Consider the following 26422-nt stretch of genomic DNA (forward strand, 5'->3'; position numbering starts at 1 on the left):
CGGCGTGACGCAGCACCGCCCGCCGCGACCCGAGGTCGCGGCGGGCGGTGCCGGGGAACGTCAGGACTCCTTGTCCTCCGAGTCGACGCCGGTGATGGTCTCGGCGGCCTTGTCCGCGGCCGACTCGACCGTGTCCGAGGCCGCCGGCGCACTGGACTCGCGGGGCTTGCGCGGACGCGGCGTGGCCTTCGAGGCCGCCTTCTTGGTGGCGGAGACGGCCTGGTCGACGGCGTCCGAGACCTTGTCGGTCAGGTCGTCGGTCGCGTCGCTGACCTTCTCGCCGAGGTCACCGGCAGCGTCGGCGACCTTGTCCCGCGCCTCGCGGCCCCGGGCCACCGTCAGGCCGGCTGCCTCACCGACGGCCTCCGCGGCGTCTCCCGCGGCCTCCTTGGTGTTGTCGACGAACGCGCCGAAGCTGTGCGACGGCGTCGGGCCCGGCTCGGCCCACGGGTCGACCTGGGGGCGGGAGCGACGCCAGGCGCCGAAGGCAGCGAGCCCGGCGACGAGCAGGCCGAAGAACCACCACTTCTTGTGGGACTTGCCGCCGCCGTCGGCGGACTCGGCGATCTTGGCCGCTCGGCCGCTCGAGGAGCCGACCGCCTTGCGGACCGCTTCCGCCCCACCCACCGTCTCGGCACCCACCGACTCGGCCGCCGCCCTGGCGACCTCCGCGACCTTCTCCGGCGCCTTGTTGAGGGCGTCCGCGCCGGCCGTCAGCCCGACGCTGGTCGCCTTGCCCGCGCCCTCGCCGGCCTGGGCCGCGAGGGCGTTGATGCGCGCCACGATGCGGGGCAGGAACTCGTCGATGAGGCGGTCGTGCGCCGAGTCGATCACGGGACCGGCCTTCACGGCGGCCTTCTCGACCTGGGGCGCCGCGGCCTGGAGGCTCTGGTGGTAGGCGTCCTCGAGGCGCGGCTTGAGCCAGTCGAGGAACGCTTCGACGCGTGGCGTCGTCCAGTCCTTGGCTGCGATCGCGGCGTCCTTGGCGGCCGAGGCCGCGTCCTGTGCCTGACCGGCGAGCTGCGCCGCCTGGTCCTTGAGGTGCTCGGTGTCCACCGCGGTGCGCTTGGCCATGGGTGCTCCCTCTCCTGAGGCTGTCCTGATGTCGGTCGCTGACCTCCCACTCTGCCACCGAGTCCACAGGGCTCGCATGCGAGAATGGGGGACATGTTCGCAACCCTGCACACGAGCGCCGGGGACATCCGGCTCGAGCTCCTCGAGAACCACGCACCCAAGACGGTGGCGAACTTCACGGGGCTCGCCACCGGCAGCAAGACGTGGACGGACCCCCGCACGGGGGCCGAGCGCAACGACCCGCTGTACTCGGACGTGATCTTCCACCGCGTCATCGACGACTTCATGATCCAGGGCGGTGACCCGCTCGGCACCGGTACCGGTGGCCCGGGTTACACGTTCAACGACGAGATCCACCCCGAGCTGCAGTTCGACCAGCCGTACCTCCTGGCCATGGCGAACGCCGGCAAGCGCCGCAACCCGATCACGGGCGAGGTCGAGGGCACCAACGGCTCGCAGTTCTTCATCACGACCGTCGCCACGCCCTGGCTGACCGGCAAGCACACGATCTTCGGCCGTGTCGCGGACGACGAGAGCCGCGCCGTCGTCGACGCGATCGGCAAGACGCCGGTGCGCCCGGGGGACCGCCCGGTCGAGGACATCGTCCTCCAGTCGGTGACGATCGAGGACTGACACCATCTCCACGCCGATGCCGCCCGGCCCCCAGGGGCCGGGCGGTCCTGCTCCCGCCGAGGTACCCGTCTGCCCGCGTCACCCCGACCGGGTCTCGTACGTGCGCTGCCAGCGGTGCGGCAGGCCGGCGTGCCCGGAGTGCCAGCGTCCCGCCGCTGTCGGCATCCAGTGCGTGGACTGCGTCCGCGAGGGGAAGAAGAACGCCCCCACGCCGCGCGGCGTCTACGGCGCCACGCTGCGTTCCGGTCGTCCCGTCGTCACGCTGACCCTCATCGGGATCTGCGCGGTGAGCTGGATCCTCCAGCTCGTGACCGACGGCTCGTGGACCGAACGGTGGGCGTTCGCACCGTTCATCGCGCAGCACGAGCCGTGGCGGTTCCTCACCACGGCGTTCCTGCACAGCACCAACCCGCTGCACATCCTGTTCAACATGTACGCGCTGTGGATCATGGGCCAGTTCCTCGAGCCGCTGCTCGGGCGGGCGCGGTTCCTCGCGTTGTTCGTGCTGACAGCGCTGGCCGGGTCGGTCGGGGTGCTGCTGCTCGCCGGTGGGCCCAGGCACCAGGCCTGGTACACCGCCGCGATCGGTGCGTCGGGCGCCGTCTTCGGTCTGTTCGGCGCCGCGATCCCTGTGCTGCGTCAGCGGGGGATGCAGGCGACCCAGATGGTCGGCCTGATCGTCGTGAACTTCGCACTCGGGTTCTTCATCGCGAACGTGGCCTGGCAGGCGCACCTGGGCGGCATGATCGCCGGGCTCGCCCTCGGTGCAGCCTTCGCGTACGCGCCGCGCGAGCGTCGTGCGCTGGTCGGTTGGGGCGCGTCGGCGCTCCTGCTCGTCCTGCTGGTGGTGCTGTCCGTGCTGAAGTACGCGTCCGTCTGACCCGGTTATCCACAGGGAAGGCGACTCTCCCCAGGGTTACTCACAGGTGTGGAGTTACATGCGTGTAGTTATCCACACCGTCGTCCACCGCTGGGGACATCGCCACGCATCACTTCCAGCGCGTGAGCATCCCGAAGCCGGCGATCATGAGCCCGAAGCCGATCGCGAGGTTCCACCGGCCGATCGGGGGGATCGGCAGGTCCGACTTGCCGCTCGTCAGGTAGAAGACCACGACCCACGCGAGCCCCACGATCATGAGCCCCAGCACCACGGGGACGAACCACGCGGGGTTGCCGGTCTGGTGGCGGGCGGAGACGGCGACCGTCTCCGAGGGGCCGGCGGACTTCTTCTTGCGGCGCTTGGACTCGGGCACGAGGAGAGTTCCTTGCTCTGGCGGCCGTGGCCGGCGTTCGTTGTCGGGCGGTCCGTCTGGTGGGCGTCGTCGTCGACCCCCGCCAGGCAGGACCCCAGCGTAGCGGTCCGTGCAGGGAGCACCGTGCCACCCCTGCGACAATGGGCGCCATGACCACCGGAGCGGGCGAGCAGGCGCCACGCGACGGCGGCCGCGCCGCGCGCCGCCTCGTGTCGACGATGCGCGCCCGGCTCGCCCCTCGCCGTGTCCGCGCTGCCCTCTCCGTCGCATTCGTCCTCGCGCTCGCCGGGGTCCTGTTCACCGCGTCCGCCCAGCTCGCACGCGGTACCGAGCGGCGGCACCCCGAGGACCTGCCCCAGCTCGTCCAGTCGGAGGAGGACCGCGCCGACGGGCTGTCCGGCCGGGTCGACGCCCTGCGCTCGGAGGTCGACGGCCTCACCGCGGCGCAGCCGGGTGCCGTTCCCACGGGGGACGCCACCACCATGGAGAACAGCGGCGTCGAGGCGGGGCTCGTCGGCGTGACGGGACCTGGCGTCGTCGTCTCGCTCACGGACGCACCCACGACGGGCAACTACCCGGCGGAGATCACCCCCGACGACCTGGTGGTCCACCAGCAGGACGTCCAGGCCGTCATCAACGCGCTGTGGTCCGGGGGAGCGGAGGCGATGATGCTCATGGACCAGCGCGTCACCGCGACGACGGCGTTCCGGTGCGTCGGCAACGTCCTGTCGCTCGGCGGCCGGCTCTACTCGCCGCCGTTCAAGGTCACCGCCATCGGCGACCAGGATGCGCTGCGCGCCGCGCTCGACCGCTCGCCCGAGATCGCGATCTACAAGCAGTACGTGCAGGCCGTCGACCTGGGCTGGAAGGTCAAGGACGACGACGACCTGTCGCTGCCCGCCGCCCCTCCGCCGAGCCTGCAGTACGCGAGCGTGCCAAAGGGCACGGACCCCTTCGGGGACGCCTCCCGCTGACCCGTCCTCCGCGAAGTACCCCGGGATGCCGGGGTACCTCGCGAGGTATGCGGGATGCCGGGGTACTTCGCGAGGTATGCGGGGTGCCGGGGTACTTCGCGGTGGAAGGGGCCCCGTGAGCCGGGAGCGGTGGGGGATACTGGGAAACCGATCTGTCCGACGAACCGAGGATTGCGCATGTACGGAGCGCTGTGGCGGCTCCTGCCCGGCCCGGCGTGGCTGCGCGTTGTCCTGCTCGCCGTGCTCGCCGCCCTCGTGGTGGTGGTCCTTTTCCGCTGGGTGTTCCCCGCGCTCGAGCCCTACATGCCGTTCGACGAGCAGACCGTCGTGGACACGACCCCTGGAGCCACCCCATGAGCAGCCCCCGCATCCTCGTCGTGGACAACTACGACTCGTTCGTCTACACGATCGTCGGCTACCTGGACCAGCTCGGCGCCGAGACCGTCGTCGTGCGCAACGACGCCGTCCCGCCGCGTGCGGAGCGGGGCGGGTTCGACGGCGTGCTGATCTCGCCCGGCCCCGGCGACCCGAAGGGCGCGGGCGACTCGCTCGACGTCATCCGGGACTGCGCGGCGTCGGGCACCCCGCTGCTGGGGGTCTGCCTCGGCCACCAGGCGCTGGGGGAGGCCTTCGGCGCGACCGTGACCCACGCCCCCGAGCTCATGCACGGCAAGACGAGCCTCGTGGAGCACCACGGAACCGGTGTCCTCGCGGGCCTGCCCGACCCCTTCACGGCGACCCGCTACCACTCGCTCGCCGTCGTGCGAGACACCGTGCCCGACGAGCTCGAGATCACCGCCCAGACCGCGAGCGGCGTCGTCATGGGGCTGCAGCACCGCACGCTGCCGCTCCACGGCGTCCAGTTCCACCCCGAGTCCGTCCTCACCGAGGGCGGGCACCGGCTCCTCGCCAACTGGCTCGAGGTCTGCGGGTCCGACGACGCGGTCGCGCGTTCCGAGGGTCTCGCGCCGCTCGTGCGCCGCTGACGCCGGGCGCGTACCCGCCCGGCGCGCCGCCTACCGCCACCCACGACGACGGCCCGGCACCTCCGCGAGGAGGTACCGGGCCGTCGTGGCGTCGGCGAGCCGCGGATCAGAGGCCGAGGAAGCTCTTGATCTGGTCGGCGTAGTCGTCGCCTCGGCCCAGGCCCTGGGTGGAGCCGTCTCCGCCCCCGGTCCCGTCGCCGTTTCCGTCCCCGTTCCCGTTGCCGACGCCCGGGTCCGTCGACTGGCCGTCGCCGGGGGTCGCGGGCCCTGAGGACACCGTGAGGACGACGGTGTCGCCGACCTTCACCTGGGTGCCCTGCTTCGGGTTGGAGTCCATGACGATGCCTGCCGGAACCGTGTCGTCCGCCACGAGGTTCGGCCCGTTCGGGTCCACGTTGAGGCTGAGGCCTCCGAGGGCGTCCTCGGCCTCTTCCTGCGTCTTGCCGACGAGGTCCGACGGGATCGTGACCGTGGTGTCCTCTTCCTTGCCGATCGTGAGCTTGATTCGAGTGCCCTGCTTCACGGATCCAGCGGCGGGCGCCTGCGACAGGACGCGGCCGACCTGGCTCGCATCCGGGGTCTCCTGCTCCTCGGTGTCCGACTGGAGCCCGGCCTTGTCGAGCGCGTCGAGAGCCTCGTCCCGTGTCTTGCCGACCAGGTCGTCGAGGGTCACGAGACCGTTCGAGACGTACAGCATGATTTCGGTGCCCTTGTCGCGTACCGAGCCAGCCTTGGGGTCCGTGCGAGTGACGGCGTCCTGCGGCACGTCCTTGCTGTTCTCCGAGCGCACCTCGTCTGCGACCGTGAACCCGGCTTCCTTGAGCTTCTCTCTGGCGTCCGCCTGGGACAAACCCTTGACGTTCGGGACGGAGTCGGTCTTGGGTCCTGCGGAGAAGTACACCTTGACGCTGGTGTCCTCGGTTGCCGAGGCGTCGGCACCGGGGTCCTGCCTGGTCGCCTGGCCGGTGGGCTTGTCGGACTCGTCGTCGACGAGCTTCTCCATCTTGAGGTTGGCGTCCGCGAGCTTCTGCTGGGCCTTGTCCTCGGTCAGGCCGATGACGCTGGGAACCGTCACCTGCTTGACCGGCGGCGTCTTGTTGCCGTTGAGGAGCAGCATCGTGATGATCGCTGCGATCGCGATCACCCCGATCGTCACGAGCGTCCAGATGAGGGCCTTGTTGGACTTCTTCTCCGGCTCCTCGTCGCCGGGGCCGGCGTCGTCGGGGAACATCGACGTCTGCGTGGGCGGCGGCACGGCGGCCGGGGTCGCGGCGCCCCAGCCGGCGGCGGTGGGGGTCAGGACCTGGGTGGCGCCGTCGAACGCGACGGTGGGGTTCGGGTCGGCGAACGCGGCTCCGGCGGCTGCGCCGGCGACGGCGCCCGCCCCGAGCGCGCCCAGCCCGGGCGCCGACACGGCGCCACCGCGCATCGCGGCGTCGAGGTCGCTGCGGAACTCCGCGGCGGACCCGTAGCGCTGGTTGCGGTCCTTCATGAGGGCCTTGAGCGTGATGCGGTCGAGGACCTCGGGCACGTCGGGGGCGACGTCGGAGGGCTTCGGGGGCACCTCGCCGACGTGCTGGTACGCGACGGCGACGGGGGAGTCGCCCTGGAACGGCGGGCGGCCCGTGAGCAGCTCGAACAGCAGGCAGCCCGTGGAGTACAGGTCGCTGCGGGCGTCGACGGTCTGGCCGAGGGCCTGCTCGGGGGACAGGTACTGCGCGGTCCCGACGACGGCCTGCGTCTGCGTCATCGTGGCGGCGGAGTCGGCCATCGCGCGGGCGATGCCGAAGTCCATCACCTTGACCGCGCCCGTGGGCGTGATCATGACGTTCGCGGGCTTGATGTCGCGGTGGACGATGCCGGCGTGGTGCGAGTACTCGAGCGCCGACAGCACGCCCGACGTGATCTCGATGGCCTCGTCGATCGGCACGGCGTGACCGTCGCGGAGGATGTCGCGGACCGTGTGGCCCTCGACGTACTCCATGACGATGAACGGCGTGTGAGCGGTCTGCCCCGACGCCTGGTCGGTCTGGATGTCCTCGCCCGTGTCGTACACGGCGACGATGGCCGGGTGGTTCAGCGCGGCCGCGGCCTGCGCCTCCCGACGAAAGCGTGCGAGGAACGACGGGTCGCGTGCGAGGTCGGCACGGAGGATCTTGATCGCGACGGTGCGACCGAGACGCGCATCGTGCCCGATGTGCACCTCGGCCATGCCGCCACGACCGATCAGCTCGCCGACCTGGTAACGGCCGCCGAGGATCCGTTGCGGGTTCTCCACCACCTACGTGTCCTTCTCGTTCGACGGGTCGTCCGAGGCGTGCGGGGACGCCACGGACAGGAAGATCATCCCATCCCCGTGGGGATGCAGGTTCGAGCTCTCGGAACGGTCGTGCCCTCCGGCGCGCCCGAGGATGGCCGCGACGAGCACGACGAGCACCAGCACGACGAGCGCGACGGCCGGCCAGGGGAAGCCGCCGAGCCGGATGCCGAAGATCCCGGGCAGGTGACGCGACCCGGGGCCCGTGCTGCTGCGGCCGGCCGGGGTCGAGGCCTGCGCGGCGCGCGCCGCGGCGCGGGTCGGCGGGACCTCGACGGGCGCGGGCGCGACCTCGGTCGCGACGACGGAGGCGTCGCCGCGCGGGCGTGCCGCAGGCCCGCTCGCGTGCGGGGTGGGACGGCGGGACGACGGGCGCTCCGCCAGGTGCTCGCGGTGGCGCCCGGCGGGCCGGGCGGTCGACCGCTCGGCGGCGCGGGACTGCACGACCCGGCGCGACGGGTAGGCGCGCGGTGCGTCCTCCTCGGACGCCTCGGCACGCGGCGGTGCGCTCGGGACGGCGTTCCGCGGAGGCCACGCCCGCTGCTCGGACGGCGGCGGCGGCGCGATCGTCTCGGTCGCACGCGGGCCGGCGCTCCGGCGCGAGCGCGCGACCCGGAGGCCGATCTCCTCGAGCGTGTCGGCCAGCTCGGCCGCGCCCGCGGGCCGGCGCATCGGGTCCTTGGCCAGCATCGACAGGACGAGCGCCCCGAGCTCCTTGTCGACGCTCGCGGGCAGCGCGGGGACCGGCTGGTTCACGTGCGCGACGGCGATGTCGACCGGCGTCGGGCCTGTAAAGGGGCGGCGCCCCACGAGCGACTCGTACGCGACGATGCCCAGCGCGTACACGTCCGACGCCGGGGTGGCGGGCTTCCCGATCGCCTGCTCGGGGGACAGGTACTGGGCCGTGCCCATGACCATGCCGGTCGCCGTCATCGGGACCTGGTTGGACGCGAGCGAGACACCGAAGTCGGTGAGCTTCACGCCGCCCGTGCGCGACAGCAGGATGTTGCCCGGCTTCACGTCGCGGTGCACGACGCCGGCCTCGTGCGCGGCCGCGAGACCCCGCGCCGCCTTGGTGAGGATGGGGACGAGGCGGTGGGCCTGCAGCACGGGCTCACGCTCGAGCAGGTCGGACATGGGCTCGCCGATGACGAGCTCCATGACGAGGTAGCCGGACCCCTGCTGCTCGCCGTAGTCGTACATCTGCGCGATACCCGGGTGCGAGAGCCGCGCGTTGTTGCGCGCCTCGGTGCGCAGCCGCTGCAGGAAGTCGACGTTGCCTGCGAACTCCTCGCGCAGCACCTTGACCGCGACCTCGCGGCCGAGCGCGGTGTCGGTGGCGACCCACACCTCGCCCATGCCGCCGACGGCGATGCGCCGCACGAGGCGGTAGCGGTTGCCCAACGAGAGGCCCTGGGTCGGCTTCATCCGTTGAGCACCGCCTGCATGACGGCCTTCGCGATGGGGGCGGCGGTCGCGCCGCCCGTGCCTTCGGCGCCCTGCTGACCACCATGCTCGACGATCACCGCGACGGCGACCTTGGGGTCGTCGGCGGGCGCGAACCCGGTGAACCAGGCGTGCGGCGCCTGGCCGGGCGTGTTCTCCGCGGTGCCGGTCTTGCCGGCGACGGTCACGCCCGGGATCTGGGCGGCGGTACCCGTTCCGGACCGCACGACGTCCTCCATCATGCTCTTGAGCTCGTCCGCGGTGTGCTGGGACACCGACGTGCGAAGGGTGGACGGGGAGGTCTGGGACACGACCCGCAGCGACGAGTCGCGGACGGTGTCGACCAGGTAAGGGGCCATCTGCTCGCCCCCGTTGGCGATGGCGGCGGAGATCATCGCCACCTGCAGCGGGGTCACCTTGTCGTTGCCCTGCCCGATCGACGCGCGCATGAGCTCGGCGGTGTCGGCGGTCTTCGGGAAGTGGCTCTCGGTGACCGTCATGGGGATCGACAGGGGCGTGTCGAAGCCGAACTTCTTGGTCTGCTCGCGGAGCGCGTCCTCGCCGACCTTCACCCCGAGCCCAGCGAACGCCGTGTTGCAGGACATCTCGAGGGCGGCGTCGAGCGTCATCTTGCCGCTCGGGGAGCAGACCTCGTTGGCGAAGTTCGTGAGCGGCTTGTTCGACCCCGGGTACTTCAGCGTGTGCGGCGCGGGGATGACCGTGTCGGGCGTGTAGTCGCCCGTCTCGAGCGCGGCCGCCGACGTGACCAGCTTGAACGTCGACCCGGGCGGGTACGTGTCGCCCTGGATCGCCCTGTTCGTCAGGGGCGAGCCGTCGTCGTTGAGGAGCTTCTGCCAGTTCTTGTTCGCCTGGGCGGTGTCGTGGCCCGCGAGCTTGTTCGGGTCGTACGACGGCGACGAGTACAGCGCGAGGATCTTGCCGGTCTTGGGCTCGATCGCGACGACGGCGCCCTTCTGGTCCCCGAGCGCCTGCTCCGCGGCCTTCTGCGCCTTGGCGTCGATCGTGAGCTCGACGGACGCGCCCTGCTGCTGCTCGCCCGTGAAGAGCTGCCGCAGCCGCTGCATCCACAGCTCGTCGGCGGTGCCGTTGAGCACGGAGTTCTCCGACGCCTCGATCATGGTCGGCGCGAACACGAGCGAGTAGTAGCCGGTGACGGCGGCGTAGAGCGAGCCGTCGGCGTACTTGCGCTGGAACTTGAACGGGTCGTCGACGGGCGTGGACTGTGCGACGGCCTTGCCGTCCACGACGATCGGGCCCCGGAAGACGCCGTACTGGCGGTAGAGGGTGCGCACGTTGCGGCCGTCGTTGTTGAGCTTGTCGGCCTGGAAGAACTGGTAGTACGTCGTCGCAGCCATGAGGGCCAGGAACATCACGAGCACGACGGTCGCGAGACGGCGGATCGGGACGTTCATCCGCGGGTCACCTCCCCGGTCGCGTCGTCACCGGGGGGCGGCGGCGGGGGAGGAGTCGGCCGCACCGACGGCACGCTCGTCGTCGACGACGGCAGCTCGCCCGGCAGCACGATCTCGGTGGCGGCGGTGCCCGGGTCGGGGAGCACGATCTCGGTGGCGGCCGTTCCCCCGCCCGGCGTGGGCGGGGCGGAGGCGAACGCCCCCGGGCCGGAGGGGTCGTCGTCGGGCAGGATGCCACCGGGGGCGACCTGCCCGCGCTCCGGCGCGAACGACGGCCGGCGCGCGCTGTCCGAGATGCGCAGCAGCAGACCGATGACCAGCCAGTTCGCGAGCAGGGACGAGCCGCCCTGGGCGACGAAGGGCAGGGTCAGGCCGGTCAGCGGGATGAGCCGCGTGACCCCGCCGACGACCACGAAGAGCTGCCAGGCCATCGTGAACGCGAGGCCCGCGGCGAGCAGCTTGCCGAAGCCGTCACGGACGCCGAGCGCCGTCCGGAGCCCGCGCTGTACCACGATCAGGTAGACCATGAGGATCGCGAGCATCCCCGTGAGGCCGAGCTCTTCGCCGAGCGACGTGTAGATGAAGTCAGAGAACGCGTACGGCACGAGGTACGGGTACCCGGCGCCCCAGCCCGTGCCGAACAGGCCGCCGTTCGCGAGCCCGAACAGGCCGCGCACGAGCTGGCCGGAGCCCGGCGCCGCGTTGTAGACGTCGCTGTCGAACGCGTGCAGCCAGATGTCGAACCGGACCTGGACGTGTGCGAACGCGCTCGCCGCGAAGACCGCGCCGAGGCCCATGAGCACGAGGCCGATGAGCACCCAGGAGAACCGCTGGGTGGCGATGTAGAGCATCGCGACGAACAGGCCGAAGAACAGGAGCGACGTGCCGAGGTCGGTCTCCGCGACGAGCACCAGGATCGAGGCCGCCCAGACGACGAGGATCGGCCCGAGGTCCTGCAGGCGGGGGAGCTGGAGCCCCATCACCTTGGGGCCGGCGAGCGCGAGCGTGTCGCGGTGCGTCACGAGGTAGCCGGCGAAGAAGATCGCGAACGCGATCTTCGCGAGCTCCGCGGGCTGGAGCGACAGCGGGCCGATCGAGACCCAGATGTGGGCGCCGTTGATCGTCCGGCCGACGTGCGGGATGAGAGGCAGCACGACGAGCCCGAGACCGACGAGCATCGCGATGTACGTGTAGCGGCGGAGCAGGCGGTGGTCCTTGAGGAACCAGACGACGGCCAGCGCGGCGATCACCGCGATCGCGGTCCACTCGAGCTGACGGCCGGCGAGGTCGTGCGGCTTGGCGGACGACTGCGACGCGAGGTCCAGCCGGTAGATCATCGCCAGGCCGACCCCGTTGAGCGCGATCGTCGCGGGCAGGATCACCTGGTCCGCGTACGGCGCCTTCCACCGCAGGATCAGGTGCGCGAGCAGCGCGACCGCGACGAAGCCGAGCGCCTGCGCGTAGAAGTCGCCCGGCAGACGGTCCACGACCTTGATGCTGACCAGCGCGTACGCGCCGATCCCGATCGCCAGCGCGACGACCAGCAGCCCGAGCTCGGCACGGCGCGCGGGCCGGGGCAGCCTGGCCTCGTCCACGGCCGACGACCCGGCCCCGCGGACGGGTGCCTGCGCCACAGCAGCCATCACGCGTTCTTCCCCGAGGTCGCCGGGCCGTGCGTGGTCTGCACGGTCGGCTTCGTGGGGGCGGTCGTCGTGGTGGGCGTCGCGCCCGGCGTGGTGGTGGGCGCGGGCGTCGCGAGGGTGGGCGTCGGGGTCGGGGTGGGTTCCGGCGTCGCCGAGTCGGTGACGACCTGGGCGGCGCGCACGCGCGCGTCGGCGAGCGAGTCCGCGGGGATCGTGGCCGTCAGGCGGTCCTGCACGTACGACGGCAGGGTGTCGACGGCCGTCCCGGTCAGCTCGACCGGCGACGAGAGGTGGAGCGGGCCGATGCTCTGGGGCACGCCCTGGAAGACGGCGACCTGGCCGTCGGACTCACCGACGAAGTACTGGTCCTGCGTCCAGCCGTACGCCGCGTACCCGCCGCCCAGCAGCACGAGGACGAGGACGAGCGTGAGCGTGACCCCGAGCGCACGCCGCCGGCCGCGGGGCTTGGCGCCGGCGGCCAGCGCCTCCTCCGCCTCCGGGTCGTCGTTCACTCCGGGCGCGCCCGCGGCCGCGGCGTCGTCGTCGTCCGGTGCCGTGCTCCCGGAGACGAGCGGCGCCGTCCCCGGGACGAGGTCGTCGCGCAGCGCGCTGCCCACGACCTCGGCCTGCGTGGGGAGCGGCTCGTCGGCGAGCGCGTCGGCGGGGTGCGGGACCGCGCCCTCGGCCGGGTGCTCGAGGTCCGCGTCCAGGTCGACGACGTCCGCGACGATCGCCGTCACGTTGTCCGTCGAGCCCGCGCGCAGGGCGAGCTGGATGAGCGTCTCGGCGCACTCGCCGGGCTCGACGACCGAGATGAGGATCTGCGCGATCATGTCGGGCGTCACGAACCCGGACAGGCCGTCGGAGCACAGCAGCCAGCGGTCGCCGGGACGGGCCTCCCGCACCGACAGGTCGGGCGTGAGGTCGACCTCGAAGTCGCCCAGCACCCGCATGACGACGTTGCGCTGCGGGTGGTGCTCGGCGTCCTCCGGGGCGATCCGGCCCGTGTCGACGAGGTGCTGGACGAACGTGTGGTCCGTCGTGACCTGCGTCAGCTCGTCGTCGCGCAGCAGGTACGCCCGGGAGTCGCCCAGGTGGGCCATGACGAGCTGGTTGCCGGCGCGGAGGATCGCCGTGACCGTCGTGCCCATGCCCGCGAGCTGGGGCTCGGCCTCCGACCGGTCGACGATCGCCTGCTTGGCGGACCCGATGGCGTGCTCGAGCTCGTCGAGCGCGCCGTCCGGGACGTGCTCGTGCCCGTCCAGGGGCACGAGGGCACGGATCGCGAGCGTCGACGCGATGTCACCGCCCGCGTGCCCGCCCATGCCGTCGGCGACGGCCAGGAGGTCGGGTCCCGCATAGCCGGAGTCCTGGTTGTCAGCGCGCACGAGCCCGACGTCGGACCGTGCCGCGTAGCGCAGCGCGAGGTTCATCCGCGGCTACCCCTGCAGGACCATCGTCGTCTGGCCGATCCGGATCTCCTCGCCCGGCTGCACGGCCACGGGCACCTCGAGGCGCCGGCCCTCGAGGAAGGTGCCGTTGGTCGATCCGAGGTCCTCCACGTACCACGCTCCGTTCTGCGGGAAGATCCGGGCGTGACGCGACGACGAGTAGTCGTCGTCGAGCACGAGCGTGCAGCTCGGGGCCCGCCCGATGAGCACGGCCGACGTCGACAGGGGCAGCGTCGTGCCGCGCAGCGCGCCCTCCGTGACCACGAGGCGCATCGCGGCGCTCTGGGCGAGCGCGGGGGTGCGGGTGACGCCCGCGGCGGGGGTCGGGTTCGGCACGGAGGAGTGGTGCGCCCCGACGACGACGGCGCCCTCGGCGCTCGGCGCGCTCAGGACGCCCGGCGCGGGCGCGGGCGTGGCGTGGAGCTCGTCGGCGCGGGTGTGCGGGGGGCGCGGATCGGCGAGGTCACGACGCAGGACGCGGATGGAGAACAGGACCAGCAGCCACAGCAGGACGAGGAAGCCGAGCCGGAGCAGGGTGAAGGTGAGCTCGCTCATCGAGGCCCGATCACCCGGCCTCGTCCGCCGCGCCGGTCCAGAACATGATCCGGGTGCGACCGATCGTGAGGCTGTTCCCGTCGAGCAGCGTCGCTGCGGGAACCTGGTGGCCCTCCACGAACAGGCCGTTGGTGGAGCCGAGGTCCGTCGCGACGACGCCGTCGGGGGTGACCCGGATCTCCAGGTGGCGGCGGGACACACCGGGGTCGTCGACCACGATGTCCGCCTCCGAGCCACGGCCGATGACCGTGACCGGTCCGGTCAGCAGGTAGCGCTGGCCGTCGATGTCGATGAGGGGGTGGCGCAGGCTGGGCGTCGGGGCGCTCGGGACCGGGCCCGGGCCGTAGCCGGGCTGGCCGTTCCCGTTCCCGTTGCCGTTGCCGTTGGCGGGCACCGAGCCGCGGACGCTCGCCGAGTGCACGAGGTACTGGCCCGGTTGGAGGCCGGCGTCGGCGTCGAACGTGACGGAGACGGGACCGACGAACGCGTAGTGCTGCTCGGCGGCGTGGTCGGTGACCGTCGAGGCGAGCTCGTCGGCGAGGGCCTCGGCTCCCCAGTCCTCGATGCGCGCGAAGTCGTCGCTCGCCAGACGGATGGTGAACTCGTTCGGGGCGACGGCGCGGTCGCGGCCGACGACGGCCACCCGGTCGTCCACCTCGCGGCGCAGCGCGCTCGCCAGGTCCACGGGCTTGACCTCACCTCGACCGAGCTTCGCGAATGCGTTGTTGAAAGCGCGCTCCACGTTCTGCTCGAAGCGGTCCAGTACGCCCACAGCGCCCTCCTCCCTCGGTCGTGCAGCACGATCGACGGGCCGCCCTGCGGGTCGGGGCGTGCCTCCGGTCGGTCGGTGACAGTGTGTCAGTGTGCGGTGTTGGTCGGTCACGTGGCGAACGAGCACCGGTTGGGCATGGTCGCACGCCCTTAGATCGTAGCCAGCCAGGCGCGCGGCTCCGACGCCGGGTGCGGGAGTCCTGGGGATCGAATGCGGGGGCGGTGTGGAGATCCGGGCCCCACGAGGCACCCGACCAGCCGGTTCGGAGCCCACCCCTGCCGCGTGCTAATCTTCTTCGGCGCGCGCGAGTGGCGAAATGGCAGACGCGCTGGCTTCAGGTGCCAGTGCCCGCAAGGGCGTGGGGGTTCAAGTCCCCCCTCGCGCACACAAGGAGGGTTTCGGCTTCAGGGCCGGAGCGCTTTCGGAAAGTCCCGGTCAGGTGATCCTGGCCGGGACTTTCTGGGTCCCAGGGCCAGTGCGGAGCGGTGGACGACGGCGTTCGCCGGTTCTGGTCGTGGCCGGCCAGGGCTTGGGGCGGGTCGGGCGGTGTGCGGAGGCGTCGGAGGGCACCTCGGAGTGATCTTCTTGGCCGCATGCCCGTCACGGTCAGTTCCAGGCAGCGCCGCGCCCAGCGGCATCGACCGACCAGTCCGCGTAGGAGTGCACCCTCATTCTCGGCGGCTCACGGTGTGCCGAGACAGCCAGTCCGGGGTCAGTGCATTTCCGGCACCACCCACATAGACGGGCGCCTCCCGATGGGAAGCGGTTCCGTTTCGTCGCCCGGTCCGCCTGCCGGCGTGCTCGGTACCCACCGGCGGGAGAGCGCCAGCGGGTGCCGGCCCTCGGGCGACACCTCCCGAATGCTTCGAAATCGTCAGCGGACGGCTCCCGTTCGGTAACTCGTGACGGACCTGGTCGTGTAGCCGGACCGGTAGCCCGTCACTGTCACCGTGAGGTGCTTGCCACGCGCCCGTGACGGGACCACGAAACGCGCGGTCGTCCGCGTCGCGATCGTCAGCCCGTTGGCCCTCCACACGTATCTGATCGACGAAGGCGTAGGTGACCATGTCCCGCGGCTCACCGTGAGCGTCCTGCCGACCCTCACCGTGCCGGTGACCTTGGGTCGCGGGGCGACGAACGTTCCCGGGGCGACCGCGATAGTCGCTGCGCTCGTCGCAGACGCTTTCGTGTATCCGGTCCTCGAGCCGGTCACCGTGACCGTCAGCCGCTTGCCGCGGGCTGAGGCGGGCACTACGAACGCGCTGGTCGTTCGGGTCGCGATCGTGACCCCGTTCGCCTTCCAGACGTACGTGATGGTCGAGGGTGTCGGCGCCCAGGCTCCCCGGCTCACGGTGAGGGTCTTGCCGACCTTCGCCGTGCCGGTGACCTTGGGTCGTGGGGCCGTGAACGTGCCGGGCGCGACGGTGGCAGTGGGCGCGCTCGTCACGGAGGACTCGTAGTACTGCTTGAGTCCCGTGATGGTCACGGTGATCCTCTTGCCGGCCGCCGACGCCGGGACGGTCAACCTGCTCGAGGTCGCGCCCGAGAGTGTCACGCCGTTCGCCTTCCACACGTAGCGGTAGCCGGTCGGTGTCGGTGACCACATGCCAGGGACCGCGCTCAGGGTCTGGCCCACCTTCGGTGTCCCCGCCACCGACGCGGTCGCCGCAGTGAAGAGGGCGGGCATGACGGTGACCGGCCGGTCCAGGCGGGAAGGAGCAAAACCTTGACCACCCTCGTAGACCGTCGTGAACGTGTACCTGCCTGGCACCAGCTCGTCCTCGCTCCCGAGCCAGAGCCGCGCTTGCCCGGTCGCGTCCAGATTGGCACCCGAGCCGAACTGAGTGCCATTCGTGTAGTTGAGGTGGACGATGCCTACCGGAGAGCGACCGTCGGACGTCACCGTTGCCTTGACGGTGTCCGGCATCTGGCCGTATCGCCACGACGCCGGTAGGTCGTTCGCGACCTTGGTCGCCGACGCCGGCTGCACCACGACGTCGCCAGCCCATGACGCCGCGTCGGCGTCGCCCCAGCCCTCGTAGACAGCACGAACCGTGTACGAGCCGGGCGGGAGGCCGAGCTCGTCGAGGCATGTGCGGTCGATCCCTGTGCTGGTGTAGCCGTACTTCGTCTGGCCGTCGACGCTGATCGAGAGCTCGTCGTGCGGCCACCACCGGGGCGACCCGTCCGCGGTCGCCAGGTCGAGGCACATCGTGTCCTTGGGGTTCGAGGTCGCCGGCCAGCTCGATGGCCCGGACGCGGTGATCGCCACGGGGCTGGGCTCGGCGAAGTCGAGGCTGGTGCTGACGGTCCGTGTCACGAAGGGCGAGCCGAAGAAGGTCGCGTCGATCCCGTAGGTGCCGGGCAGCTCGTGGTCCGAGGCCGAGAACAGAACCTCTCCGACCCCTCCGAAGGCGCCGGCGTTGCGGAGCTGTGAGGTGCGACCGTCGGGGGCTCGAACGTCCATGGACACGATCCCGTCCGCAGGGGTGCCGTCCGGGAGGGTGGCGGTGACATCGAACCTCGCGGTGTCGGCCACGCGGAGCGTCCGGTCCGCCGGGACGGTGGCATTAACGGCGACGTCGACCGGGATGGCATCACCGACCATGAGGGCCCAGTGGATCGCGTGGCCGGTGTCTCCACCGACCGCGGAGAAGACGGCGCGGTCGCTCGGCACCGCAGGGAGGGCGGCGTCGCGCGAGCTCAGGCCCCAGGTCAGGATCGTGCCGTCGTCGAGCGCGGCCGCACCCTCGCCGTCGTCCATGGCGGTGAGGGAGATGATCGACCGGCCCTCCGGAGCGGCCGCCTTCTCCACGCCGTCCGACGCGATTACCCTGCCGTCGTCGGTCGCAGCGATGAAGTCGTCCCGTCCTGTGTCGATGCCGACGAAGCGTGTCCCGGTCGGGGGCGTCACCACCGTGGCCACGTCCTCAGGTTCCTGTCCGTCGCAGTAGACGTAGGCCCCGTCGCTCCGGAGCGCCGCCCACCGGGCCATCTCGCCGTGCGCCGAGACGGCCGTGTATCGCAGGCCCGACCCGGGCGTGAACGCGGCGGTGCAGGGCGCGGGGTTCCCGCCCAGGTCCCCCAGCACGCCGTCGGAGCGGAGGGCATAGGCCCCGGAGATCGCGGTGTACGTCGTCCCCGCCGGCGGCTCCGTGACGTACCGCCCGTCCTGCGAGACGACCACGCCGTCCGACCTCAGCAGATGCCCGTACCAGGACGACTGCGCAGCAACGGCCACGTAGGTCGTCCCGTCAGGTGGTGAGACGGTATGCGAGCCCCACGGAATGTCGACTCGTCCGTCGCTACGGAGGACGAGCAGGTCGAGACCGTCCGACGAGATGGCCGTCGCGTGCACGCCAACGTCGAGCGCGGCGGGCGCCGTCGGCACGCCGCCTGGGCTGTAGGCCCAGGTGCGATCGCCCCAGACGACCACCTGCCCACCCTCAGGGCTCGGCATCCCCTCCTGGACGAAGGTGGGGTCGAGTCGGGCATCGACGGGTTCGCCCCCTGGTGAGGCCGTGGTGGTCGACGTCGCTGGGAGCGTAGAAGCTGCGCCGCCGGTCGTCGTGGCGAGCCCGAGCACGAGCCCGGGCGCTACGAGCGACGCACAGACGCGCCCGCGAAGAAGCAGAGACTGTCGAGACGCTGACGTCGGCATCGAACGCTCCAGCAGACGGGGCGCGGCTCGCGCGCCGAACGACCAAGTTGCGTGACTCTATCGGTCACATCGGGTGTTCGGGGCACAAGAGGCGCCCACGCACCCGCTGCGGCCAGTGCAGCTGGGATGTACAGGTACGTGCGTCGTGTCACAGGTGGCGCTTAGGTTGGTCATCATGACGATCGAACGCCTTCGCCCTCAGGGTCTGGTGAACAGCCCCGCGTTCAGCCACGTCGCCGTCGTGCCGCCGGGCGCGACCACGATCTACGTCGGTGGGCAGAACGCCGTCGACGCCGACGGCGCGCTCGTCGGCGACGGGGACGTCGCGGCCCAGGCGGTGCGCGCGCTGGAGAACGTGCGGACAGCGCTCGCCGCGGCGGGCGCCACGCTCGCGGACGTCGTGCAGTGGACCGTGCTCTTCGTGGCGGGAGCCGACGTCGCCGCGGCCTACGGAGCGATCGCGCCCGCCCTCGCGTCCGAGGAGCCTGGTCTCGTCACGGGCGGCAGCGTCGTCGCGCTCGGCGTGCCGGGCGCGCTCGTGGAGATCAGCGCGGTGGCCGTCGTGGAGCGGTGATGACGTCGGGCGTCGTGCTGCTGCGCGGCATCAACGTGGGCGGCCGGAACCCGGTGCGGATGCCGGACCTCGTCGCGTGCTTCGAGGCCGCCGGGTACGACGACGTCCGGACCCACCTGCAGAGCGGGAACGTGCTGTTCGCTGCGGCGCCCGCGGCGGCACCACCGTCGGGACCGGAGCTCGAAGCCGCACTCGACCGGCTCCTCGTCGAACAGCTCGGCTTCGCGGTCCCGACGGTGGTGCGGAGCCGCGACGAGCTCGCGGCGACCGTGGGGGAGGCGCCTGCCGGTCACGGGTCCGACGACCTGCGGAGCGACGTCTTCTTCCTCAAGGCGCCCCTGACGGTCGAGGAGGCGATGGAGCAGATGCCGGAGCTGCGCGAGGGAGTCGACGCCGTGGCGCCGGGGCCGGGTGCGATCTACTTCTCGCGGGTGGCCGCCCAGGCGAGGCGGACCCGTATCCAGAAGTTCTTCGCCCTGCCCGCGTTCCAGCACGTCACAGCGCGTTCGTGGCGCACCACGACGCGCCTGCTCGAGCTTCTCGACGCCACGGGCTGACGCCCACTGGGTCAGTGGTCGACGCGGAGCACGATCTTGCCGCGCGTTCGTCCGGTCTCCCCCGCCTTGTGCGCCTCCGCGACGTCGTCGAGCGCGTACACCGCCGCTACCTCGACCTCCACGATCCCCCGCTCGAGCAGGCCTGAGATCGTCGCCAAGGCTGCGCCGTCGGGCTCGACGAGGAACGGCGTCGCACGGACGTCCGCCGTGCGGGCGGCCTCGGCGACGTGGGCGGGCACGCCGCCGGGGACCGCGACGAGGATCCCGCCTGGGCGCAGCACGTCGACCGCGCGTCGCGTCGTGTCGTCGGGGCCGTCGCCGACCAGCTCGACGACGACGTCCGCACCGTCGATCTCGTCCTCGAACCTGGTCCGGGTGTAGTCGACGACCTGGTCGGCGCCGTGCGCGCGGAGCCAGTCGTGGTGCCGCTCGCTCGCGACGGCCACCACCTCGGCGCCGAGGTGGTGTGCGAACTGCACGGCGAAGTGCCCGACACCCCCCGCCGCGGCCGTCACCACGACCTTCTGGCCCGCCTGGACGCGTGCCGCGTCGACGAGCGCCTGCCACGCGGTGAGCGCGGCGAGCGGAACCGCGGCGGCCTCCGCGGACGTGAGGTTCGCGGGGGTCCGCACGAGCTGACGCGAGGGGGCCGTGACGAACTGCGCGTAGGCGCCGGCCTGGCGGGGGAACCACGGCATCCCGAAGACGCGGTCGCCGGGGGCGAGCGTCGTGACGCCGAACCCGACCTCCGCGACGACACCGGCGACGTCCCAGCCGAGGACGAACGGCGGCTCGCCGAGCACGTGCGCCATGCCGGCACCGCCACGGGTCTTCCAGTCGACGGGGTTGACCCCTGCGGCCTCCACCCGGACGAGGACCTCGGTGGGCAGCGGCACGGGGCGCGGCACGGTGGACAGCGTGAGTACGTCGGCGTCGCCGAAGACGGTCTGGGTGACGGCGGTCATGGTGGGCGGTGGGGTCAGGTCGTTGCTCATGCTGCTCAGTCTTCGCGGCCGCCGCGGGGCACCAGAAGTGGCTTGCGGGCCATCATCCGCTCACTTCAGGACGTCGTGGTCGCTCTCGACGTGGCCGAAGGCGTGTGGCCGCTATCGTCTCGGACATGGTGCACCGCGTCGCTGTTCTCGCGCTGGAGTCGGTCGTAGCGTTCGACCTCGGGATCGCCGCCCGGGTGCTCAACGAGGCGCGGGGACCCGACGGGGAGCCGCTGTACGACGTCGTGACGTGCACGATCGGCGGTAGGCCGGTGCGGACCGACGGCGACCTCCTGCTCGCGGCCGCCCACGACGAGAGCGCGCTCGCGTCGGCACAGACGGTCGTCGTCGCGACTCAGGAGCCGACCGGCCGGCTCCTCGCGGAGGGCGCGCTGGAGCCCGAGGTCGCGCGGGCCCTCGCCCTCATCAGGCCCGAGGCGCGCGTCGTCAGCCTCTGCACCTCGGCGTTCGTCCTCGCGGCCGCGGGTTTGCTCGACGGCCTGAAGGCGACGACGCACTGGGCGCTCGCGCTGCGCTTCCGCGAGCTCTTCCCGGCGGTGCGGCTCGATCCCGACGTGCTCTTCGTGGACAACGGGCGTGTGCTCACCGGTGCGGGCGCCGCCGCAGGGATCGACCTCTTCCTGCACCTGGTCCGCCGTGACCACGGGAGCGCGGTCGCGAACGTCGCTGCCCGGCACTGCGTCGCCGCGCCGTGGCGGGACGGGGGACAGGCGCAGTTCCTCGAGCTCCCGACGCCGTCGGCGACCGCGAGCACCACAGGCCCGACGCGCGCGTGGGCCCTCGAGCACCTCGCCGACCCGTTGTCCTTGGAGCGGCTCGCGGCCCACGCGCACCTGAGCGTGCGGACCTTCACGCGGCGCTTCCGGGCCGAGGTCGGGGTGAGCCCGGCGCAGTGGCTGACCCGGCAGCGTCTCGAGCGTGCCCGGTGGTTGCTGGAGTCGTCGGGCCTCCCGGTCGAGCAGGTCGCCAGTGCCGTCGGCCTGGGGAGCCCGATGGCGTTGCGCCGTCACTTCGCGGCGACGTTCGGGGTGTCGCCGTCGACCTACCGGCGCACCTTCCGCGGGGTCGAGGTCGCCGCCTGACCGTCGCGGACGTCCGATCCGCCCGTTGACAACGATGTCACCGGTGTTGAAGACTCCACGCGAACGCGACGGTCACCGCGGACCGTCGACGGCACGAGGAGGCCCCCGAGGATGTCGGACCACACCACGACGGACGCGCCCGCCGATCCGAGCGGCGGCTCGGGCTTCAGCCGCCGGAAGTTTCTCGGGGTCAACGCCACCGTGCTCGCGACGGTCGCGCTCGCTGCCGCGACGCCGTCGGCGGCCCGGGCGGCAGGACGCGTCAACCCGGCCCTCCGGGGAACCGACCTCGCGGTCTACCGGCCCGTCTCCGTCTCGTCGACGGCCCTCGCGCCCGCCGCGCCAGAGTTCGCCGTCGACGGTCTGAGCGAGGTCGGCGTGAAGGGGACCGGCTGGCGCGCGGGCGACGGCGCCGACCAGTGGATCGCCGTCGACCTCCAGGGGCTCTGCACCGTCACCGGGGTGCGCGTGACGTTCGAGGCCCAGCAGGGCGACCCGGCCTTCGAGCCGACCCCCGGCGACAACCCGCGGAGCGGGACGACGGGCTGGGAGATCCTGTCGAGCTACGCGAGCGCGTTCGCGGTCCAGACGTCGCGCGACGGGAAGTCGTGGTCCACGGCCCGCAGCGTCACCGACTCCTCGGGCGGCGTCGTCGACGTCGTGCTCGACGCGCCCGTCAAGGCCCGCTGGGTCCGGCTGCGCTCGAGCGCGCTGTCGACCACGAACCCGCTCGGCGTGAACGGCTTCGAGGTCTACGGGTCGGCCCCCGCCTCCCGGCCTCCGGCGACGGGCTGGACCGACTGGCCGACCGACCACCGTCCGGCGCCCGTGCTCCGGGTCGCGGACGACGGGACGGTCCCGGTCGAGTCGGGCTGGCGCCTCACGTTCGACGAGCGCGTCGGCGGCGCGGACGGCGCGGCGCTGTCGTCACGCGGCGTCGACACGAGCGGGTGGCTCCCGGCCACGGTGCCCGGGACCGTGCTCGCGACCCTCGTCGAGCGCGGTCTGCTCCCGGACCCGGTCTTCGGCCTCGACAACCTGCACGTGCCCGAAGCGCTGTCCCGGCACGCGTGGTGGTACCGCCGCGAGCTCACCGTGCCGCACGGCCTCGACACCGGCGCCGGGCGGCACGTCTGGCTCGAGCTCGACGGCGTCAACCACGAGGCCGAGCTGTGGCTCAACGGCACCCGGCTGGGCACGCTGAGCCACCCGTTCGCGCGCGCGTCCTACGACGTGACCGACGCGCTCGAGGCGCACGGCAGCCAGGTGCTCGCCGCGCGGCTGAGCCCGATGCCGAAGCCCGGGAGCCCCGGCGACAAGGGCCCCGACGGCTCGGCGTACACGGACGCCGGGTCCGATCTGGTGAACCAGGCGTCGCCCACCTGGCTGTCCGTGACCGGCTGGGACTGGATGCCCGCCGTCCGCGACCGCGCCACGGGCATCTGGAACCACGTCCGGCTGCGGTCGACGGGGGCGCTCGTCGTGGGCGACCTGCGGATCGACACGACGCTCCCGGGCCTTCCCGACCTGTCGGTCGCCGAGCTCGCCATCACGGTTCCGGTGACCAACGCCGACGACGTCGCCCGCACCGCTCAGGTGCGCGTCGCGCCTCTCCCCGGCGTCAGCGCGACCCGGACGGTCACCGTCCCGGCGGGCGCGACCGTCGACGTCACGTTCACGCCGGAGAGCGACGCCGCGCTCCGCGTCCGCGACCCGGAGCTGTGGTGGCCCAACGGCTACGGCGAGCCCGCGCTGCACGATCTCGTCGTCAGGGTCACCGACCGGGGCAAGGTCAGCGACACCCGCACGGTCCGCTACGGGATCCGGCAGTTCGACTACGCCTACGGCTCGCCGCTCGCCCCGCCCTCGGGCTCGGACCGCGTCGAGCAGACCGTCGACGTCGGGAGCGCGACCGCGCGGTACGTGCGCATCTACGCCGACTCGCGCGCCAGCATGTGGGGCGTGTCCATGTGGACGCTGTCCGTCCTCGACGCCGCCGGCACCGACCTCGCGCGAGGCAGGCCGGTGGAGGCGTCGTCCGTCGACCAGCCGGGGCACGAGGCCCCGAACGCCGTCGACGGCGACCCCTCGACACGCTGGTCCTCGAACTACACCGACGGCCAGTGGATCCGCGTCGACCTGGGCAGCGCCGCCACGTTCGAGAAGGTAGCGATCGTCTGGGAGACCGGGCTCGCGGCGAAGTTCCGCGTCCAGACCTCGCCCGACGGCGACTCCTGGACCGACGTGAAGTCCGTCGACAACGGCTCGACGCCCCTCCAGCTCAGCGTGAACGGCACCAAGGTCCTCTGCCGGGGCGGCAACTGGGGCTGGGACGAGCTGCTGCGCCGGGGGCTGGACGGCCGGCTCGAGGCCATGGTCCGCATGCACCGGCACATGAACTTCACGATGATCCGGGTGTGGCTCGGCACGAGCAACCGCGAGGAGCTGTACCGGCTCTGCGACGAGAACGGGATCCTCGTCTGGAACGACTTCCCGCTCGCCTGGTTCCTCGACCCGCCGGACCACGCGCTGTTCCTGGCCCAGTGCCGCGACACGGTCCTGCGCTACCGGACCCACCCGTGCCTCGCCGTCTGGTGCGGGGCCAACGAGGGGACGCCGCCCGCCGAGGTCGACAACGGGCTGCGGGCCGCGGTCCGGGAGCTCACACCGCTCCTGTACCAGAGCAACTCGCGCGAGGGCATCGTCTCGGGCGGCGGCGCGTACTGGCACGTCTCGCCCGACCAGTACTACACGGGCGGCGGCACGTGGAACAGCTTCGGGTTCCACACGGAGGTCGGCATCCCGACCGTCTCCGTGGCGGCGAGCATGCGGAACCTCGTCGGCGACGGGCAGGAGTGGCCGCCGGGTGACGCGTGGTTCCTCCACGACTGGGCCACCAAGGGCGCGGCGGGCGTGTCCGGGTACCGCGACGTCATCGAGAAGCAGCTCGGCGACGCGACCGACCTCGACGACTTCTGCACCAAGGCCCAGCTCGTCAACTACGAGGGCATGCGGGCCATGTTCGAGGCCTGGAACGCCAAGCTCTTCGAGCCGGCGTCCGGCCTCCTGCTGTGGATGAGCAACCCGGCCTGGCACTCCACCGTCTGGCAGACCTACGACTACGACCTCGACGTCAACGGCAGCTACTACGGCGCGCGCAAGGGCTGCGAGCCCCTCCACGTCCAGGCCGACGCGACCGACTGGACGCTCCGCGTCACCAACCACACGACGACGGCGCTGCGGGGCGCGCGCGTGCGGGCCGAGGTCCTGGGCCTCGACGGCAGGGCGCTCGCGGACCCGGTGACGGCGGACGTGACCGTCGGGCCGTCCGCGACGACGGCGCTGTCGAAGGTGCCGTTCGGCGACGACCTGCCCGCCGCGCACCTGCTGCGGCTCCGGCTGACCGACGCCCACGGCGCGCTCGTCTCGGAGAACGTCTACTGGCGCTACCGCAAGGACGAGGACCTGCGCGCGCTCGGGTCGCTCGGGCGGGCGCGGCTGACGGCGCGCGCGTCGTGGCGGCGAGCGTCCGGCAAGGGCGAGGTGACGGTCCGGAACGTCGGGTCGACGGTCGCGGCGATGGTCCGCGTCTCGCTGCGCGACCGGGTGTCGGGCGAGCGCGTGCTGCCGGTGCTGGCGAGCGACAACTACGTCTGGCTGCTGCCGGGGGAGTCGCGCACGCTGACGCTCGAGGACGCCGGCTGGGCGAGGCACGAGCCGCCCGTGGACGTCGTCGTCGAGGGGTACAACGTCGAGACGTTCACGACGCGCCCGGCGCTCTGAGCGCCCGACGTCGTCGTCGGCCGCTCTGCTGGAATGGAGGGCATGGAGCTCTAGCGGCTCGCGCCCGACTCCCCCTCGCCGGGGTGGTCGAGCACTACGGGGTGGTGCGGGCGCCTGCACCACCCGAGGAGCTGCGCCGCTGTCCTGATGCCGGACGGGCGCGCCACCGTGCTGCTGTGCCTCGGCGTACCCGGCCTGCGGCTGCGTCTCGGGTCGTCTACGGCGCGGACCCGACCGGCACGCTGACGGGCCTGCGTCAGCGTGCCGCGTGAGCCTGGACGGTCTCCGCGTACAGGCCGAACGCGGGCTTCGGCTGGTAGCGGAGATCGGTCAGTCCGAAGCTGCCGAAGAGAGAGTCGTCGTCGGTGGCGTCGCGCAGCGAGAAGTGGGTGTAGGACTCGACGCACGCCGTCGGGTCGAGCACCGCCGTGACCATGGCCCCGACGAGCTCGGCCTGCCGTGCTTCCCCGCGGCCCGCGCCCGTCGGGCAGCCGTGCTCGGTGAGGCGTAGCGGTAGGTGGTCCAGGCCTGCAGGCAGCAGGGCTAGACGGCGGTGCTCGGCGAGGAGCCAGGAGCACGCGGCGCCGGTGTCCGCTCCGGGCGGCAGCGGACGGAAGACGTCGGGAAAGGCGTCGAGCCCGACGTGGTCCAGCGAGGCGCGAAACGCGTCTCCTCCGAGTGTTGTCAGGCGGCTGAAGAAGCCCGGGTCGCCGAACAGGACCGTGGTGTTCGTGCCGACCGTGGCGTCGAGCCCGAGCTGTGTGATCGCGTCGCGAGCGGCGGCGACGCCGGCGACCACGGCGTCGAGCACCGCTGGGTAGGAGCCGTCGAGCGTCGGGTTGTCGACGACGTTGATCTCCTCGCCGACCTGCACGGTGTCGAGCACGGCGGCGTAGGTCTCGATCATGGTCCGCACGAACCGGCGGTATCCGGACACGTCGCCGCGTGCGGACTGGTACTGCAGGACGAGGTCGAGGCGGCACCCGCTCGCGGTGTACGCCAGCACGTCCGTCGGGGCCTGCGTCGTCGTGTCGCCCGCGGAACGCTGGTCGTGGAACCGCGCATACGCGCGGACATGGAACGGAGCGCCGGCCCGCAGCGCGTCGATGGCCGTCAGCGCCGCGGCGGGGTCGTCCGGCACGTCGCCGAGGAGCGTGCCGTCCGCGGTGCCGAGGGCGCCGCCCGGGTAGATGCCGAAGCGCATGTTCGCTCACT

Annotated in this window: 21 protein-coding genes and 1 tRNA gene; 10 read left to right on the forward strand and 12 right to left on the reverse strand. The window is 72.3% G+C overall.

The window, feature by feature from the left end; translation table 11 throughout:
- Positions 1-60: 60 nt before the first annotated feature.
- On the reverse strand, positions 61-1074 hold the full coding sequence (locus tag ACFT5B_RS00760) for a hypothetical protein (RefSeq protein WP_386796058.1): 1014 nt from the start codon (positions 1072-1074) through the stop codon (positions 61-63).
- Between the two features lie 93 nt (positions 1075-1167).
- On the opposite strand from ACFT5B_RS00760, the gene ACFT5B_RS00765 reads away from it, so the two are divergent.
- Entirely contained in the window at positions 1168-1707 is a 540-nt protein-coding gene (locus ACFT5B_RS00765) for a peptidylprolyl isomerase (protein WP_386796059.1), read from the forward strand.
- A 172-nt stretch (positions 1708-1879) separates the two neighbouring features.
- Positions 1880-2587, forward strand: coding sequence for a rhomboid family intramembrane serine protease (locus tag ACFT5B_RS00770; protein ID WP_386796060.1), 708 nt, complete (start codon positions 1880-1882; stop codon positions 2585-2587).
- A 109-nt stretch (positions 2588-2696) separates the two neighbouring features.
- On the opposite strand, the gene ACFT5B_RS00775 is transcribed toward ACFT5B_RS00770, so the two are convergent.
- Positions 2697-2960, reverse strand: a complete 264-nt coding sequence (locus ACFT5B_RS00775; RefSeq protein WP_386796061.1) for a cell division protein CrgA — start codon at positions 2958-2960, stop codon at positions 2697-2699.
- 149 nt (positions 2961-3109) lie between these two features.
- Here ACFT5B_RS00775 and ACFT5B_RS00780 point away from each other — a divergent pair, with 149 nt between their 5' ends.
- The 3 genes from ACFT5B_RS00780 to ACFT5B_RS00790 all read left to right on the forward strand — a co-directional run bounded on the left by ACFT5B_RS00780 (position 3110) and on the right by ACFT5B_RS00790 (position 4920).
- Positions 3110-3934 carry a DUF881 domain-containing protein gene (locus ACFT5B_RS00780; protein WP_386796062.1) on the forward strand — a complete coding sequence of 275 codons (825 nt, stop codon included), beginning with the start codon at positions 3110-3112 and terminating at the stop codon, positions 3932-3934.
- 177 nt (positions 3935-4111) lie between these two features.
- Positions 4112-4291, forward strand: coding sequence for a hypothetical protein (locus ACFT5B_RS00785; protein WP_386796063.1), 180 nt, complete (start codon positions 4112-4114; stop codon positions 4289-4291).
- Positions 4288-4920 carry an aminodeoxychorismate/anthranilate synthase component II gene (locus ACFT5B_RS00790; protein WP_386796064.1) on the forward strand — a complete coding sequence of 211 codons (633 nt, stop codon included), beginning with the start codon at positions 4288-4290 and terminating at the stop codon, positions 4918-4920. Before ACFT5B_RS00785 ends, ACFT5B_RS00790 begins: the two co-directional genes overlap by 4 nt.
- Before the next feature lie 106 nt (positions 4921-5026).
- Here ACFT5B_RS00790 and pknB read toward each other — a convergent pair whose 3' ends face one another.
- The 7 genes from pknB to ACFT5B_RS00825 are packed head-to-tail and all read right to left on the reverse strand — an operon-like array spanning position 5027 to position 14537.
- A complete protein-coding gene (gene pknB, locus ACFT5B_RS00795; protein ID WP_386796065.1) occupies positions 5027-7201 on the reverse strand; it encodes a Stk1 family PASTA domain-containing Ser/Thr kinase in 2175 nt (724 codons plus the stop codon).
- Positions 7202-8665 (reverse strand): protein kinase, encoded by a 1464-nt coding sequence (locus ACFT5B_RS00800; RefSeq protein ID WP_386796066.1) that lies wholly within the window; start codon positions 8663-8665, stop codon positions 7202-7204.
- Positions 8662-10116 (reverse strand): peptidoglycan D,D-transpeptidase FtsI family protein, encoded by a 1455-nt coding sequence (locus ACFT5B_RS00805; protein WP_386796067.1) that lies wholly within the window; start codon positions 10114-10116, stop codon positions 8662-8664. Before ACFT5B_RS00805 ends, ACFT5B_RS00800 begins: the two co-directional genes overlap by 4 nt.
- Positions 10113-11759: an FtsW/RodA/SpoVE family cell cycle protein gene (locus ACFT5B_RS00810; protein ID WP_386796068.1), complete on the reverse strand. Its 1647-nt coding sequence runs from the start codon at positions 11757-11759 to the stop codon at positions 10113-10115. The genes ACFT5B_RS00805 and ACFT5B_RS00810 overlap by 4 nt, the downstream gene beginning before the upstream one ends.
- Positions 11759-13192: a PP2C family protein-serine/threonine phosphatase gene (locus ACFT5B_RS00815; RefSeq protein ID WP_386796069.1), complete on the reverse strand. Its 1434-nt coding sequence runs from the start codon at positions 13190-13192 to the stop codon at positions 11759-11761. Before ACFT5B_RS00815 ends, ACFT5B_RS00810 begins: the two co-directional genes overlap by 1 nt.
- A gap of 6 nt (positions 13193-13198) precedes the next feature.
- Complete coding sequence (locus tag ACFT5B_RS00820; protein WP_386796070.1) at positions 13199-13765, reverse strand: FHA domain-containing protein; 567 nt, start codon at positions 13763-13765, stop codon at positions 13199-13201.
- A gap of 10 nt (positions 13766-13775) precedes the next feature.
- Positions 13776-14537 (reverse strand): FhaA domain-containing protein, encoded by a 762-nt coding sequence (locus ACFT5B_RS00825; RefSeq protein WP_386796071.1) that lies wholly within the window; start codon positions 14535-14537, stop codon positions 13776-13778.
- A gap of 302 nt (positions 14538-14839) precedes the next feature.
- Between ACFT5B_RS00825 and ACFT5B_RS00830 the strand changes: the two genes are divergently transcribed.
- Positions 14840-14922 (forward strand) — tRNA-Leu (locus ACFT5B_RS00830).
- A 489-nt stretch (positions 14923-15411) separates the two neighbouring features.
- On the opposite strand, the gene ACFT5B_RS00835 is transcribed toward ACFT5B_RS00830, so the two are convergent.
- The gene (locus tag ACFT5B_RS00835; RefSeq protein ID WP_386796072.1) at positions 15412-17724 is read right to left on the reverse strand and encodes a hypothetical protein; all 2313 of its coding nucleotides are present in this window, start codon (positions 17722-17724) and stop codon (positions 15412-15414) included.
- A gap of 649 nt (positions 17725-18373) precedes the next feature.
- On the opposite strand from ACFT5B_RS00835, the gene ACFT5B_RS00840 reads away from it, so the two are divergent.
- On the forward strand, positions 18374-18772 hold the full coding sequence (locus ACFT5B_RS00840; protein ID WP_386796073.1) for a RidA family protein: 399 nt from the start codon (positions 18374-18376) through the stop codon (positions 18770-18772).
- Positions 18772-19329: a DUF1697 domain-containing protein gene (locus ACFT5B_RS00845; RefSeq protein ID WP_386796074.1), complete on the forward strand. Its 558-nt coding sequence runs from the start codon at positions 18772-18774 to the stop codon at positions 19327-19329. Before ACFT5B_RS00840 ends, ACFT5B_RS00845 begins: the two co-directional genes overlap by 1 nt.
- Before the next feature lie 11 nt (positions 19330-19340).
- Here ACFT5B_RS00845 and ACFT5B_RS00850 read toward each other — a convergent pair whose 3' ends face one another.
- Positions 19341-20324 carry an NADP-dependent oxidoreductase gene (locus ACFT5B_RS00850; protein WP_386796075.1) on the reverse strand — a complete coding sequence of 328 codons (984 nt, stop codon included), beginning with the start codon at positions 20322-20324 and terminating at the stop codon, positions 19341-19343.
- A 125-nt stretch (positions 20325-20449) separates the two neighbouring features.
- Here ACFT5B_RS00850 and ACFT5B_RS00855 point away from each other — a divergent pair, with 125 nt between their 5' ends.
- Together ACFT5B_RS00855 and ACFT5B_RS00860 are read left to right on the forward strand one after the other, a co-directional pair.
- Positions 20450-21424 (forward strand): GlxA family transcriptional regulator, encoded by a 975-nt coding sequence (locus ACFT5B_RS00855; protein ID WP_386796076.1) that lies wholly within the window; start codon positions 20450-20452, stop codon positions 21422-21424.
- A 111-nt stretch (positions 21425-21535) separates the two neighbouring features.
- Positions 21536-25207 carry a discoidin domain-containing protein gene (locus tag ACFT5B_RS00860; protein ID WP_386796077.1) on the forward strand — a complete coding sequence of 1224 codons (3672 nt, stop codon included), beginning with the start codon at positions 21536-21538 and terminating at the stop codon, positions 25205-25207.
- A 256-nt stretch (positions 25208-25463) separates the two neighbouring features.
- Here ACFT5B_RS00860 and ACFT5B_RS00865 read toward each other — a convergent pair whose 3' ends face one another.
- Positions 25464-26411 carry a hypothetical protein gene (locus ACFT5B_RS00865; protein WP_386796078.1) on the reverse strand — a complete coding sequence of 316 codons (948 nt, stop codon included), beginning with the start codon at positions 26409-26411 and terminating at the stop codon, positions 25464-25466.
- Positions 26412-26422: the final 11 nt, after the last annotated feature.

Source organism: Luteimicrobium sp. NPDC057192, from assembly GCF_042670205.1.
Taxonomy (GTDB): domain Bacteria; phylum Actinomycetota; class Actinomycetes; order Actinomycetales; family Cellulomonadaceae; genus Luteimicrobium.